The 13632-nt window shown below is 73.9% G+C and carries 11 protein-coding genes and 1 tRNA gene; 7 read left to right on the top strand and 5 right to left on the bottom strand.

Annotated features, from left to right (window positions below):
- The first annotated feature begins 60 nt into the window (after positions 1 to 60).
- From AB6N23_RS00800 to AB6N23_RS00780, 5 genes are all read left to right on the top strand, one after another.
- Positions 61 to 1143: a substrate-binding domain-containing protein gene (locus AB6N23_RS00800; protein ID WP_412863834.1), complete on the top strand. Its 1083-nt coding sequence runs from the start codon at positions 61 to 63 to the stop codon at positions 1141 to 1143.
- Positions 1144 to 1244: 101 nt separating this feature from the next.
- On the top strand, positions 1245 to 2573 hold the full coding sequence (locus AB6N23_RS00795) for an ABC transporter substrate-binding protein (protein ID WP_412863832.1): 1329 nt from the start codon (positions 1245 to 1247) through the stop codon (positions 2571 to 2573).
- A gap of 220 nt (positions 2574 to 2793) precedes the next feature.
- Positions 2794 to 2875 (top strand) — tRNA-Leu (locus AB6N23_RS00790).
- Positions 2876 to 2995: 120 nt separating this feature from the next.
- A complete protein-coding gene (locus AB6N23_RS00785) occupies positions 2996 to 3682 on the top strand; it encodes an ANTAR domain-containing response regulator (protein WP_378203112.1) in 687 nt (228 codons plus the stop codon).
- A 205-nt stretch (positions 3683 to 3887) separates the two neighbouring features.
- Positions 3888 to 5174 carry an ABC transporter substrate-binding protein gene (locus tag AB6N23_RS00780; RefSeq protein ID WP_412863829.1) on the top strand — a complete coding sequence of 429 codons (1287 nt, stop codon included), beginning with the start codon at positions 3888 to 3890 and terminating at the stop codon, positions 5172 to 5174.
- Between the two features lie 136 nt (positions 5175 to 5310).
- On the opposite strand, the gene AB6N23_RS00775 is transcribed toward AB6N23_RS00780, so the two are convergent.
- From AB6N23_RS00775 to AB6N23_RS00760, 4 genes are read right to left on the bottom strand one after another with little or no spacing between them, the layout of a single operon-like run.
- Positions 5311 to 6147, bottom strand: coding sequence for an ABC transporter ATP-binding protein (locus AB6N23_RS00775; RefSeq protein WP_412863827.1), 837 nt, complete (start codon positions 6145 to 6147; stop codon positions 5311 to 5313).
- On the bottom strand, positions 6144 to 7085 hold the full coding sequence (locus AB6N23_RS00770) for an ABC transporter ATP-binding protein (RefSeq protein WP_412863825.1): 942 nt from the start codon (positions 7083 to 7085) through the stop codon (positions 6144 to 6146). Before AB6N23_RS00770 ends, AB6N23_RS00775 begins: the two co-directional genes overlap by 4 nt.
- Entirely contained in the window at positions 7075 to 8061 is a 987-nt protein-coding gene (locus AB6N23_RS00765; protein WP_412863823.1) for a branched-chain amino acid ABC transporter permease, read from the bottom strand. Before AB6N23_RS00765 ends, AB6N23_RS00770 begins: the two co-directional genes overlap by 11 nt.
- A gap of 15 nt (positions 8062 to 8076) precedes the next feature.
- Positions 8077 to 9522: a branched-chain amino acid ABC transporter permease gene (locus tag AB6N23_RS00760; protein WP_412863821.1), complete on the bottom strand. Its 1446-nt coding sequence runs from the start codon at positions 9520 to 9522 to the stop codon at positions 8077 to 8079.
- A gap of 313 nt (positions 9523 to 9835) precedes the next feature.
- Here AB6N23_RS00760 and AB6N23_RS00755 point away from each other — a divergent pair, with 313 nt between their 5' ends.
- Complete coding sequence (locus tag AB6N23_RS00755; protein ID WP_412863819.1) at positions 9836 to 10522, top strand: GNAT family N-acetyltransferase; 687 nt, start codon at positions 9836 to 9838, stop codon at positions 10520 to 10522.
- Here AB6N23_RS00755 and AB6N23_RS00750 read toward each other — a convergent pair.
- Entirely contained in the window at positions 10441 to 10878 is a 438-nt protein-coding gene (locus tag AB6N23_RS00750) for a PaaI family thioesterase (protein ID WP_412863817.1), read from the bottom strand. The two genes, AB6N23_RS00755 and AB6N23_RS00750, sit on opposite strands and share 82 nt — an antisense overlap.
- Positions 10879 to 10896: 18 nt before the next feature.
- Between AB6N23_RS00750 and polA the strand changes: the two genes are divergently transcribed.
- A complete protein-coding gene (gene polA, locus AB6N23_RS00745; protein ID WP_412863815.1) occupies positions 10897 to 13614 on the top strand; it encodes a DNA polymerase I in 2718 nt (905 codons plus the stop codon).
- Positions 13615 to 13632: the final 18 nt, after the last annotated feature.

The raw sequence follows: 13632 nt of genomic DNA, 5'->3' as shown, positions 1-13632 counted from the left end.
ACAGTTTCGATCATCCACGTGCTCGATCACCCCCGTCCGCGACCGTCCGAGGAGCCCGCGATGACGCGACCCACGAGGTCCCTGCTGCCCCGTGCACGCCACGAGTACCTGCTGCGCGAGGTCGCGCTGCGCGGGAGCGTGCGTGCCGGGCGGGCCGCCGCCGAGCTGGGCGTCTCCGAGGTCACGGTGCGGCGCGACATCGTCGAGCTCGACCGCGCCGGTCGCCTGGCCCGCGTGCACGGCGGGGCCATCGCGGTGGAGGGTGCCCGCGAGCCCCGGGCCGCACGGGCGCTGGTCGGGGTCGTCGTCCCGAGCGCCAGCGCCCACTTCCCGCTCGTGGTGCGCGGCATGGAGGCCGTGGCGCCGTCGCTGCGCGCGCGGCTGGTGCTCGGGGTGTCGCACTACCGGCCCGACGCCGAGCGCAAGCAGGTCGAGCGGCTGCTGTCGCTGGGCGCGCAGGGCCTCGTGGTGGCGCCGACGACGCGTGACCGCCCGGACGCGGAGGTGGCCGCCTGGCTCGCGGGGCTGCCGGTGCCGACCGTGCTGCTCGAGCGCAGCACCGGGCGCACGGCGGCGCTCGCCGCGGTCGACAGCGCCCGCACGGACCACACGCACGGGGCGGTCCTCGCGGTCGAGCACCTGGCGCGCCTCGGCCACGACGCGGTGGCGCTCGCCTCGTTCGACCGCACGCCGACGGCGCCCTCGGTCCGCGACGGGTACGCGCAGGCGGTGGCCGACCTCGCCCTGCGGCCGGCGCCCGTGGTGTCCCTGCCCAAGGGCGAGGACGACCCCGAGGCGCTCGACGCGGCGCTCGACGCGTTCCTCGACGCCTGCCGCGCGAGCCGGACCCGCGCCGCGCTCGTGCACACCGACGACCACGCCGCGCGCCTCGTGGAGACCGCGCTCGACCGCGGGCTGCGCGTCCCGGCCGATCTCGCGGTCGTCGCGTACGACGACGAGAACGCCGAGCTCGCGGCCGTGCCGCTGACCGCCGTGACGTCGCCGCGCCGCGAGCTCGGCGAGGAGGCGCTGCGGATGGTCGTCGACCGCATCGGCGGGGACGCCCGCGCCACGCGCCCGCCGCGGCACGTCCAGCTGCTGCCGCACCTCACCGTCCGGGCGTCGTGCGGCGCCGGCGCCTGATCGTTTTTGTCCGTCCGCGCACGACGGGGCCGACCGCCGTCGCAGGGTGGAGCCGTCCGGCGACGGAGCCGGACGGGCGCACGGCGAGCGAGGAGGCTCACATGGCAGCGCAGGCGCGCGGGGCGACGCCCCGGCACGACGGGCGGGGACGACGGGGCGGTCGACGCCTCGGGCTGACGGCGGCGGCCGCCGTCCTGGCGCTCACGGCCGCCTGCACCGGCGGCAGCACCGAGGCGTCCGACGACGGCACGACCGTCCTGCGCTTCACCTGGTGGGGCGACACGAGCCGGGCCGACCGGTACGAGGAGGCCGTGGCGCTGTTCGAAAAGGAGAACCCCGGCGTCGACGTCCGCACCGGCTTCGCGTCCTGGGGCGACTACTGGACCGCGCGCAGCACCGAGGCCGCCGCCGGCGGCCTGCCCGACGTGCTGCAGATGGACCTCGCGTACCTCACGGAGTACGCGTCGACCGGGCGCATCGCGCCGCTCGACGAGCACCTCGGGGAGACGATCGACGTCGGCACGCTGCCCGAGCAGCTGCTGCCCGCGGCCCAGGTCGAGGGGGAGACGTTCGCGATCCCCACCAGCACGAACACGCTCGCGCTGCAGGTGAACACCGCGCTGCTCGACGAGCTGGGCGTGCCGGCGCCCGAGGGCGACCTCACGTGGGACGGGTACGACGCGCTGCTGGCGTCCGTGGCGGCCGCGGGCGCCGGGCGCGAGCCGACGGTGCACGGGTCGGTCGACTACACGCAGATCTTCTGGCTCTTCCAGGTGTGGCTCGGCCAGCAGGGCAAGGCGATGTTCGAGGACGGCGGGCTCGGCTTCACGCGGGGGGACCTCGCGGCGTGGTGGGGGCGCTCGCCGGCGCTGCACGCGTCCGACGCGTTCCTGCCGCCCGAGCGGCTCGCCCAGCTCGAGGGAGTCGACGCGCTCGGCATCGGCGAGGCGGCCGCCGACATCAGCTGGGACAACTTCCTCGTGCGCTACAGCGAGGGGAGCGCGTCCCCGCAGCTGGTCCTGCTCCCTCCGCCCGCGGACGACCCCGAGGAGTCGGGCCTGTTCCTCAAGCCGTCGCTGATGCTGTCCGTCGGCGCGAGCAGCGCCCATCCCGAGGAGGCGGCCGCGCTGATCGACTTCCTCACGAACGACCCGCGCGTCGGCGAGATCTTCGGGATGTCCCGCGGCGTGCCCGCGTCGACGACCGCCCTGGACGGCGTCGAGCCGACCGGGCTCGACGCGCAGATCCTCGAGTACGAGCGCGCGCTCGAGCCGCGCCTGACGAGCTCCCCGCCCCCGCCGGTCGCGGGCTTCGGCACCCTCGAGGCGGCGTTCACGACCATCGGCCAGGAGCTCGGCTACGGGAACCTGTCCGTCGAGGACGCGGTGGACGAGTGGTTCGCCGAGGCGGACCTCGTGCTCGGCGGCTGAGACCCGCGGGCGGGTCGGTCCGCCCGCGACCGGACGGCGCGCACCGCGGCGCCGGCCGGCGCACCCGTCGACCGGGCGCGCGAGCGCGGGGGAGAGCGCACCGGGTGCGGTGCCGAGGGGTGGCGGGTCGTCCCGCCACCCCTCGGCGCGTCCGTGCGCGGCGTGGGCCGCCGCGGGCACCGAGGGCGGTGGTCCCGCCCACTAGGCTCGTGCGTGCAGGGCCCCCGTGGCGGAACCGGCAGACGCACTCGACTCAAAATCGAGCGCCGCGAGGCGTGAGGGTTCGAGTCCCTCCGGGGGCACGCGCGCGCCGGCCGGTGCGACCCGGTCGAGGGACGCACCGGCCGCCGCCGTCCCGGTGCGTGACGACGACCACCCCGACGCTCCCGCGACGGCGCGGGGCGGGGCACTACGCTGTGCTCGTGACCACGGACGCCACCCCCGAGCCCACCGAGGACGCCCCTGCCGGGCTCGACCTGCCGACGGCCGAGCCCGCACCCGCTGCGCCCGCCCCGGCCGCGGGCCGCCCGCCCCGCCGCGCGGTGGTCGCCGAGGACGAGGCGCTCATCCGGATGGACGTCGTCGAGACGCTCACCGAGGCGGGCTTCGAGGTCGTCGGCGAGGCCGGCGACGGCGAGCGTGCGGTCGAGCTCGCGACCGAGCTGAAGCCGGACGTCGTCGTGATGGACGTCAAGATGCCGGTGCTCGACGGCATCTCCGCGGCGGAGCGGATCGCCAAGGCGCACCTCGCCCCGGTGGTGCTGCTCACCGCCTTCTCGCAGACCGAGCTCGTGGAGCGCGCGCGTGACGCCGGCGCGATGGCGTACGTCGTCAAGCCGTTCAGCCCGGCGGACCTGCTGCCGGCGGTGGAGATCGCGATCTCCCGCTACGCGCAGATCACGGCGCTCGAGTCCGAGGTCGCCGACCTCGCCGAGCGGTTCGAGACCCGCAAGCGCGTGGACCGCGCCAAGGGCCTGCTCATGACGAAGATGGGCCTGACCGAGCCCGAGTCGTTCCGCTGGATCCAGAAGACGTCGATGGACCGGCGCCTGACGATGCGCGAGGTGGCCGACGCGGTCATCGAGCAGGTCGGCGGCGCGTCCTCCTGACGTCCCCTCCCGGGTCACGCGCGAGAGCCCGGTCGGCACGTGGTGCCGGCCGGGCTCTCGCGTACATGGTCACAAGTCCACAACGACATGGCGGCGAGACGTTGCCATTCACATCGCGGACACAAACCATGAGTACCTTCGCGCCACATCGCCGTGGCCCGCGTCCGGGTCCGGTGGGTGCAGTGCTCACAGAGGGGTACCACGCATGATTCGTTCGACACACGCAGGACGTGCCGTGGCAGTCGCCGGCGCGCTCGTCCTCGCGCTCACGGCCTGCTCGGGCGGTTCCGACGGCGGCGGCGAGGAGACGACCGGTTCCGGCGGCGGCAGCGGCGAGCCGTTGCACATCGGGACGCTGCTGCCCGTCACCGGGTCGCTCGCCCAGCTCGGCCCGCCCGAGATCGCCGGCGTCGACCTGGCCGTCGCCGAGATCAACGAGGCCGGCGGCCTGTTCGGCGCCGACGTCGAGGTCACGCACACGGACTCGTCGGACGCGAACAACGCCTCCGTGTCCACGGCCTCGGCGCAGGAGCTCATCTCCGCGGGCGTCTCGGTCGTCGTCGGTGCCGCGTCGTCCTCGGTGACGCTCAACGTCATCGACGACATCACGGGCGCGGGCGTCGTCCAGATCTCGCCCGCCAACACGGCCACCAACCTGTCGGGCTACTCCGACTTCTACTTCCGCACCGCGCCGCCGGACTCCGTGCAGGGCGACGTCCTCGGCAACCTCATCGTCTCCGACGGTGCGAGCAACGTCGGCATCCTCGTCTTCAACGACTCCTACGGCACGTCGCTGCGCGACGTCGTCTCGGGTGTCGTCACCGACGCGGGCGGCACGATCGTCTACGGCGCCGAGGGCCAGGAGTTCGACCCGGCCGAGCAGAACTTCTCGACGATCGTCGGCGACGCCATCGCGTCCGCGCCCGACGCGATCGCGATCCTCGCGTTCACGGACCAGACCCCGCTCATCGTGCGCGAGCTCGTGGCGCAGGGCTGGGACATGAGCAAGACGTACTTCGTCGACGGCAACCTGCAGAACTTCGGCACGGAGGGTGAGACCGGCTTCCCGGCCGGCACGCTCGAGGGCGCCCAGGGCACGCTGCCCGGCGCGTTCCCGTCCGAGGAGTTCCAGGAGCGCATGCTCGAGGTCGACCCCGACCTCACCGAGTACTCCTACGGCCCCGAGTCCTACGACGCCACGATCCTCGCGGCGCTCGCTGCGCTGAAGGGCGGGGCGTCGGACGGCGAGACCATCCAGGCCAACCTGGCTGCGGTCTCGGGCGTCGACGGCGGCGAGGAGTGCACCGGCTGGGAGGAGTGCGCGCAGCTGGTCGAGGACGGCGAGGACATCGCCTACCAGGCGGTCTCCGGCGTGGGCCCGTTCAACGACGCCAACGACCCGTCGTCGGCGTTCATCGGCATCTACCAGTTCGGTGGCGACAACACGTACACGTTCTCCCGCTCGGAGGAGGGCGAGGTCCCGCAGGACTGAGCCGCGCGTGACGTCGAGGGCCCCCGGAGCGCGAGCTCCGGGGGCCCTCTCGCGTCCCGTGCACGTGCCCGGACGTGCGACAGCCCCGGTGCCCTGACGGGCACCGGGGCTGCTCCGTGGTGGCGCGTCCGGCCCGTCAGGCGTCGCCGGGCGTCCCACCCCCGGCGGGCGGACGCGGTGCGGTCTCCGCGGCGCGTGCCGCGTCGACGTCGGTGGCGAGCGTGCCGAGGTAGAGCTCGATCACCTTCGGGTCGTTCATGAGCTCGCGCCCCGGGCCCGAGTACGCGTTGCGGCCCTGGTCGAGGACGTACGCGCGGTCGCAGATCTGCAGTGCCCGGCGGGCGTTCTGCTCGACGATCACGACGGACACGCCCGCCTTGTTGATCCGCCGCGTGCGCAGGAACGCCTCGTCCTGCCGCACCGGCGACAGGCCCGCGGACGGCTCGTCGAGCAGCAGCACCGACGGCTCGGGCATGAGCGCACGGGCCATCGCCACCATCTGCCGCTCACCGCCGGACAGGGCACCGGCACGCTGCTTGCGCCGCTTGGTGAGCTCGGGGAAGAGCGACAGGACGAAGTCGACCCGCTCGGCGAACTTCCCGGGCGCCTGGTAGACGCCCATCTGCAGGTTCTCCTCGATGGTCAGGCTCGGGAAGACGTTGTTCGTCTGCGGCACGAAGCCGACGCCGCGCTGCACGAGCGCGTCCGCGCGCAGGTTCGTGATGTCCTCGCCCTGCAGGGTCAGCCGGCCCTCGCGGATGCCGACGAGGCCGAACAGCGCCTTGAGCAGCGTCGACTTGCCGGCGCCGTTCGGGCCGATGATCCCGACGAGCTCACCCGGGTGCAGCACGAGGGAGCAGCCGTTGAGGATGTTGACGCCGGGCAGGTAGCCGGCGACGAGGTCGTCGGCGTGCAGCAGGGGCTCGCCCGCGGGCGCCCCCCGGTGCACGACGGGTGCGGTGGTCTCGGTCACGACTTCCTCTCCTCCGCGGCGATCTCGGCGTCGGCCTCGGCCTCCGCCTCCGCGTCGATGGTGCCGCCGTCCTCGAGCAGCGCGTCGTCACCGAGGTCGGTGTCGTGGTGCGCCCCCAGGTAGGCGTCGATGACGGCCTGGTCGGCCATGACCTCTCCCGGGGGACCCTCGGCGACGACCTGGCCCTGCGCCATGACGACCACCCAGTCCGAGATGTGCCGGACCATGTGCATGTCGTGCTCGACGAAGAGCACCGTCGTGCCCGAGTCCCGCAGGTCCGTGATGTGCCCGAGCAGCGACTGCGTGAGCGCGGGGTTCACGCCGGCCATGGGCTCGTCGAGCATGACGAGCGCGGGGTCGGACATGAGCGCGCGCGCCATCTCGAGGAGCTTGCGCTGGCCGCCGGACAGCGAGCCGGCGAAGTCGTCCTTCTTCGCGTCGAGCTTGAACCGCTCGAGCAGCGCCATCGCCTTGTCGGTGATCTCGCGCTCGCGCGGCGCCCACAGCGGCTTGACGAGCGCCGCGAACAGGTTCTCGCCGGGTTGCTCGCGCGCACCGAGCCGCATGTTCTCCAGCACCGTCATGCGCGCGAGGGCCTTGGTGAGCTGGAACGTGCGCACCATGCCCGACTTGGCGACCCGCGAGGCGGGCACGCCGCCGAGCGACGTCCCGTCGAACACCCACGACCCGGCGTCGGGCTTGTCGAAACCGGTCATGAGGTTGAAGAACGTGGTCTTGCCGGCGCCGTTGGGGCCGATCAGCGCGGTGATGACGTGGCGCTGCACCTCCAGGTGGGCGACGTCGACGGCGTTGACGCCGCCGAAGCTGCGCCGCACCCCGTCGGCGACGAGCAGCGCGTCCGGCTTCGCGACGCCGGGCGTCCGGGCGACGTCCCGGAGGCCCTGGCGGGCCCGGTCGACGACATCCTCAGCGGGCATTGATCGCCAGCTCCTTCTTGTCGCCCAGGATGCCCTGGGGTCGGAACACGATGAGCAGGATCAGGGTGATCCCGACGAGCACCCAGCCGATCTGCTCGACCTGCTGCACCGACATCACGTCGGCGGGCACGACGCCGCGCAGGAACCCGCGGACGAACACGAGCGAACCCCAGAAGAGCAGCGAGCCGAGCACGGGCCCGAGCACCGTCGCGGCGCCGCCGAGCAGCAGGATCGTCCACGTGTTGAACGTGACGGGCCGCCCGAGGGAGTCGGCCTGCACCGAGCTCGCCAGCACGAAGACGACGCCGCCGAGGGCGCCGAACACGCCGCCGAGCACGAGGGCCTGCAGCTTGTACGAGTAGACGTTCTTGCCGAGCGAGCGCACGGCGTCCTCGTCCTCGCGGATCCCGCGCAGCACGCGGCCCCACGGGCTGCGCACGAGGCGCCACACGAACAGGCACGCCAGCAGGACGAGGGACCAGCCGACGATGCGCAGCCACCAGCTGTTGGAGGCGTTGGTGGCGAGCGTGATCGGTCCGAGCGCCCAGCGCTCGTCGGGGAACGGCGACGCGTCCTGGAACGTGCTCTTGAAGCTGTTGCCGGTGAGGCCCTCGGAGCCGCCGGTGACGTCGGTGAGCGCGGTCGACCGGCCGATGATCCGGATGATCTCGGCCGCGGCGATCGTGACGATCGCGAGGTAGTCGCCGCGCAGCTTGAGGGTCGGCAGGCCCAGCAGCAGCGCGAAGACGACCGCCGCGCCGATGGCGACGAGGAACGCGCCCCACAGGGGCACCCCGGCGATCGTCGAGACGGCGAAGCCGTACGCGCCGAGCAGCATGAAGCCGGCCTGGCCCATGTTGATCAGGCCCGTGAGACCGAAGTGGATGTTGAGGCCGATCGCGGCGAGCGCGTACGCGATCGCCGTCGGTCCTGTCATCTCGTTGAGGACGTTGGTGAGCAGCTGCCCGAAGTCCATGGTGTCGACCTCCCGCTAGCCGATGCGCTCGGCGCGACCGAGGATGCCCTGCGGCCGGATGAGCAGGACGAGGATGAGGATCACGAGCGCGCTCGCGTAACGCATGTCGCTGGGCAGCACGATCGTCGACAGCTCGACGACCAGCCCGATGACGAGGGCGCCGACGACCGCTCCGAGCGGCGAGCCGAGGCCTCCGAGGGTGATCGCGGCGAACATGAGCAGCAGCAGCGTCGACCCGAAGTTGAACCGCGTGGAGTTCAGGTACAGCGCGAGCAGGACGCCGCCGAGCGACGCGAGCGCCGCGGAGACGACCCACACGCCGCTGATGATCGACTCGACCTTGATGCCGGTCGCGGCGGCGAGGGCGGGGTTGTCCGAGACCGCCCGCGCCGCGCGCCCGACCCGGGTGCGCGACAGCGTCACGGCGACGGCCGCGAGCACCACGACGGCGATCGCCACGGACAGCAGCGACTGCCCGGAGATCTGCACCGGCCCCAGCTGGATGCGCTGGGAGATGCCGGACACGATCGGCGCGGGCTGCGCGCCGTACACGAACAGGAACAGCGAGAGGCCGGCGAGCGCGAGCCCGATCGTGACGATCATCTGCTGCGTGATCCCGACACCGCGGCGGCGCAGCGGCGCGAAGATGAACCGGTTGAGCAGCCAGCCGGCGAGGGCGCCGGCGGCGGTCGCGACGACCACGGCGAGCCAGAGCGGCAGGTCCCACCACTGGACGGCCATGAACGCCGTCATCCCGCCGAGCGTGACGAGCTCGCCGTGGGCGAAGTTGGACAGTCCCGTCGTGCCGTAGATCAGGTTGGCGCCGAGCGAGGCGAGCGCGAGGAGGATGCCGAACACGAGCCCGGCGAGGAGCAGCTGGGCGTAGCGGTTGGTGCCCGCCCCGCCGGCCGTCGTCTCGGCGCCCTCGCCCGTCTCGTCGTCGGCCGCGGGGGTCGCGCCGTCGCCGTCCGCGGGCCCCTCGCTCGTCGCGCCGTCCGTCGGCGCCGGCGCGGGGCCGCTGTCGCCGCCCTCCGCGCCCGGCGGGACGACCTGGAAGATGCGGCCGGCGGAGCGGCCGAGGACGACCGCGACGGTCGCCGCGTTCGCCGCCGGGTCGCGGAGCACGGTGCCCCCGGGCAGCGTCGACTCGTCGACGGTGACCGTGTAGTCGCCCGCCTCCGTGATCGGCACCGAGGCGCGGCCCGCGGCGTCCGTGGTGGCCTCGGCCTCGGTGCTCGCGCCCTCGACCGTGAGCCGCACCCCGGCGACCGGTCCGGTGTCGGGAGAGGTGACGGTGACGTTGATGCACGCGGTGGCGTCGTCGGGGCTGCACGCTGTGGCCGCCGCGCGCGCCGGTGCCGCGACGACGGTGGTCGTCAGCGTCATCAGCAGCAGGAGCAGCAGGAACGCCGCTCCGCGTCGCACGGCGACGGTCCGGTCCGGGCATGCGAGTGCTCGCACGGGGGACCTCCGTCCTTGGGGGTGAGGGGGCACGAGTGCTCGTGGGTCAGGGTCCGGCGCCCGGCCGGGTGGCAGGACGATAGGCAGGGATTGTGTCCTGTTCATTACGTGGACGCGAGCGTCTCGACGTTATCGGTGCGGCGCGTCGCCCTCGTGGCGGACCCGACGTGGGCGGTCGTCCAGGTCCGCGGGCCCGGTCGCCCGCCCGGGGCTAGGCACGCGTCGCCCGGGTGGGCCATGATCGGTGCGGTGCCGGGCCCGGGGGAACCGGCACCGTCGTCCGTACCGTTCCACCGTCCCCGGGAGGCCCACCGTGCGGCCAGGCATCCAGGTCCGTCCGGCGCAGGCGCCGGACCTCGAGGCGCTCGTCGACCTCTGCCTCGAGGCCCGCGCGGAGGCCGGTGTCGGGGTCCAGCTCTGCAGCGACGACCGGGGTCGGCTGCGCGAGCAGCTCGCGGTGCTGGGCTCGGTGGAGGGCGGCCGGGTGCTGGTCGCGACGTGCGACGGCGCGCCGGCGGGCCTCCTGCTCTGCCGGCTCATGGGCCCGGGCCTCTTCACGGACGCGACGGTGCTGGGCCTCGAGGCCGTCTTCGTCCGGCACGACCTGCGCCGGCGCGGCATCGGGCACGCCCTGCTGCAGGCCGCGACCGCGCTCGCCGACGAGGCCGGTGCGACCGAGGTGTTCGCCGCACCGCTCCCGGGCGCCCGCGGCATGCAGCGGTTCTTCGCACGGCTCGGGTTCGCGCCCGCCGCGGCGCACCGGCACGTCTCCACCGCGGCGCTGCAGCGTCGGCTGACCCAGGACGCCGGCGCCCTCGCTGGTGCCCGGGGCGCCGCCGCCCGCGGCCTGGAGGACCTCATCGAGCGCCGGCGCCGCGCCCGGGAGCGGGCCGGTGCCGAGCCCGCGGGCGAGGTGCGTCAGGTGCGGTCGATGAGCATGCACGTCAGGCGGGCGGTGCAGACCCGCCGCCCCTCGGGGTCCTCGACGACGACCTCGTAGGTCGCGAGCGACCGGCCGCGGTGCAGCGCGGTCGCGCGGCCCGTCACCGTGCCGGCACGCGCGGACCGGTGGTGGGTCGCGTTGAGCTCGATCCCCACGGCCGCGCGCCCGGGCCCCGCGTGGGCCTGCGCCGCCAGCGAGCCGAGCGTCTCGGCGAGCGCCGCCGTGGCGCCCCCGTGCAGGAGGCCGTACGGCTGGGTGTTGCCGGCCACGGGCATCGTGCCGGTGGCGCCGTCGGCGTCGACGTGCGTGACGTCGATCCCCATGCGCTCGAGCAGGGTGCCCGTCACGGACGGCATCGCGAAGCCGGAGGTGGAGGAGGCGGAGGAGGGGGCGGGGACGGCGGTGTCGGACATGGCCGCTAGGTTGGCACCGTGACCGCCGCACAGCCAGCGACCGCTCCCCGCCTCCTCCTCATCGACGGCCACTCGATGGCGTACCGGGCGTTCTTCGCGCTCCCCGTCGACAAGTTCGCGACGTCGACGGGGCAGCCCACGAACGCCGTCTTCGGGTTCACCTCGATGCTCGCGAACCTGCTCCGCGACGAGGAGCCGACGCACGTGGCGGTCGCCTTCGACGCCGGCCGCACGACGTTCCGCACCGAGCGGTACGAGGCCTACAAGGGCAACCGCGACGCGACGCCCGAGCCGTTCCGCGGGCAGGTCGACATCATCCGGCGGCTGCTCGCCACGATGCACGTGCAGGTCCTCGACAAGCCGGGCTTCGAGGCGGACGACATCCTGGCCACGCTCGCGGGCCGCGCCACCGCGGCCGGCATGCACGTCGCCATCTGCTCGGGTGACCGCGACGCGTTCCAGCTGGTCCGGCCCGACGTCACGGTGCTGTACCCGGTGAAGGGCGTGTCCGAGCTGGCACGCATGACGCCCGAGGCGGTCGAGGCCAAGTACGGCGTCCCGCCCGAGCGCTACCCGGACATCGCCGCGCTCGTCGGCGAGACGAGCGACAACCTGCCGGGCGTGCCCGGCGTCGGCCCCAAGACGGCGGCGAAGTGGGTCACGCAGTACGACGGCCTCGACGGGGTCGTCGCGCACGCCGAGGCGATCGGCGGCAAGGCGGGGGAGTCGTTGCGGGCGCACCTCGCGCAGGTGCAGCTCAACCGGGAGCTCAACCGCCTGCTCGACGACCTCGAGCTGCCGGTCGGTCCCGAGGACCTCGCGGTGCGCCCGTGGGACCGCCAGGAGCTGCACACGATCCTCGACGAGCTGGAGTTCCGGACGCTGCGCGACCGCCTGTTCGCGATGCTCCCCGGCGACGAGGCGCGCGAGGAGCGGGTGGCGACCGCCGCCGCGCTGGACCTCGTCGAGGTGGGGGCCGGCGGGCTGGCGGCGTGGCTCGAGGAGCGCGGCGACGCGCTGCTCGGGCTCGACGTGCGCGGCACCGGCAGCCCCGGCCGCGGCGACGCGTGGGGCGTCGCCGTCGCCGACGCGCAGGGCCAGGCGGTCGCGTACGACCTCACCGAGATCGGCCCCGAGGACGAGCAGGCGCTGGCCGCCTGGCTGGCCGACCCGGCGCGCCCGAAGGCGCTGCACGCCGCCAAGGAGGCGCGGCACGCGCTCGGGGGACGGGGGCTGCCGCTCACCGGCGTCGCCTTCGACACCGAGCTCGCGGCCTACCTCTGCCAGCCGGACCGGCGTGCCTACGACCTGCCCGACCTCGCGATCGGCTACCTGCGCCGCGAGCTCACGGCGGACGACGCGGCGTCCGCCGGTCAGGGCGCGCTCGACCTCGAGGTCGACGGTGCCGACGAGGGCCGCCGTGCGGCGGTGCGCGCCGCCGCCGTGCACGACCTCGTCGACGTCCTCGCGTCCGAGGTGGCCGACCGTGGCGCGACCGGCCTGCTCAGGGACCTCGAGCTGCCGCTGCAGGACGTGCTCGCCCGCATGGAGCACACCGGCATCGCGGTCGACCACGCGTACCTGACGTCCCTCGAGCGGGAGTTCGACGCGCAGGTGCAGGCCGCGGCCGCCGACGCGTACGCGGTGATCGGGCGCGAGGTGAACCTCGGCTCGCCGAAGCAGCTGCAGGAGGTCCTCTTCGACCAGCTGGGCATGCCGAAGACCAAGAAGAACAAGACCGGCTACACGACGGACGCGGCCGCGCTCACCGACCTGTTCGCGCGCACGCAGCACCCGTTCCTCGAGCACCTGCTCGCGCACCGTGACGCGATCCGCCTGCGGCAGACCGTCGAGGGGCTGCTGCGCTCCGTCGGCACGGACGACCGCATCCGCACGACGTTCCAGCAGACGATCGCCGCCACGGGCCGGCTGTCGTCGGCGGACCCGAACCTCCAGAACATCCCCATCCGCACCGAGGCCGGACGGCAGATCCGGCGCGCGTTCGTCGTGGGGCCGGGGTACGAGACGCTGCTGACCGCGGACTACTCGCAGATCGAGATGCGCATCATGGCGCACCTGTCCGGCGACGAGGGGCTGATCGAGGCGTTCCGCTCGGGCGAGGACCTGCACAGCTACGTCGGCTCGCGCGTGTTCGACGTGCCGACCGACGAGGTCACCTCCGCGATGCGCTCGAAGATCAAGGCGATGAGCTACGGGCTCGCGTACGGCCTGTCGTCGTACGGGCTCTCCCAGCAGCTGTCGATCGAGGTCTCGGAGGCGTCGGCGCTGATGGCCGACTACTTCTCGCGGTTCGGCGGCGTGCGCGACTACCTGGGCGGCGTCGTGGACCAGGCCCGCGCGACCGGGTACACCGCGACGATCCTCGGGCGCCGGCGCTACCTGCCCGACCTGACGAGCGACAACCGGCAGCGTCGCGACATGGCGGAGCGGATGGCGCTCAACGCCCCCATCCAGGGCAGCGCCGCCGACCTCATCAAGGTCGCGATGCTCGGCGTGGACGGCGAGCTGCGCCGCCGTGGCCTGACCTCGCGGATGCTGCTGCAGGTGCACGACGAGCTCGTGCTCGAGGTCGCCGCGGGGGAGCGCGACGAGGTCGAGGCGCTGGTGCGCGAGCAGATGGGGCGGGCGGGCGACGCCGTCCCGGACGGTCCGCTCGACGTGCCGCTCGACGTGTCCGTCGGCGTGGGCGCCAGCTGGCACGAGGCCGGCCACTGAGCCCTGCGCCGTCGGGCG

It is taken from the genome of Cellulomonas pasadenensis, from assembly GCF_047229365.1.
Taxonomy (GTDB): Bacteria; Actinomycetota; Actinomycetes; order Actinomycetales; family Cellulomonadaceae; genus Cellulomonas.
The sequence above is the reverse complement of the archived record's forward strand: the minus strand, read 5'-3'. Positions and strand labels throughout refer to the sequence as shown.

What these genes read in the sequence shown, in the direction of transcription:
- AB6N23_RS00800 (WP_412863834.1), top strand. Translation starts at nt 61, where the DNA reads ATGACGCGACCCACGAGGTCCCTGCTGCCCCGTGCACGCCACGAGTAC.
- AB6N23_RS00795 (WP_412863832.1), top strand. Translation starts at nt 1,245, where the DNA reads ATGGCAGCGCAGGCGCGCGGGGCGACGCCCCGGCACGACGGGCGGGGA.
- AB6N23_RS00770 (WP_412863825.1), bottom strand. Translation starts at nt 7,085, where the DNA reads ATGCCCGCTGAGGATGTCGTCGACCGGGCCCGCCAGGGCCTCCGGGAC.
- AB6N23_RS00750 (WP_412863817.1), bottom strand. Translation starts at nt 10,878, where the DNA reads ATGTCCGACACCGCCGTCCCCGCCCCCTCCTCCGCCTCCTCCACCTCC.
- AB6N23_RS00780 (WP_412863829.1), top strand. Translation starts at nt 3,888, where the DNA reads ATGATTCGTTCGACACACGCAGGACGTGCCGTGGCAGTCGCCGGCGCG.
- AB6N23_RS00765 (WP_412863823.1), bottom strand. Translation starts at nt 8,061, where the DNA reads ATGGACTTCGGGCAGCTGCTCACCAACGTCCTCAACGAGATGACAGGA.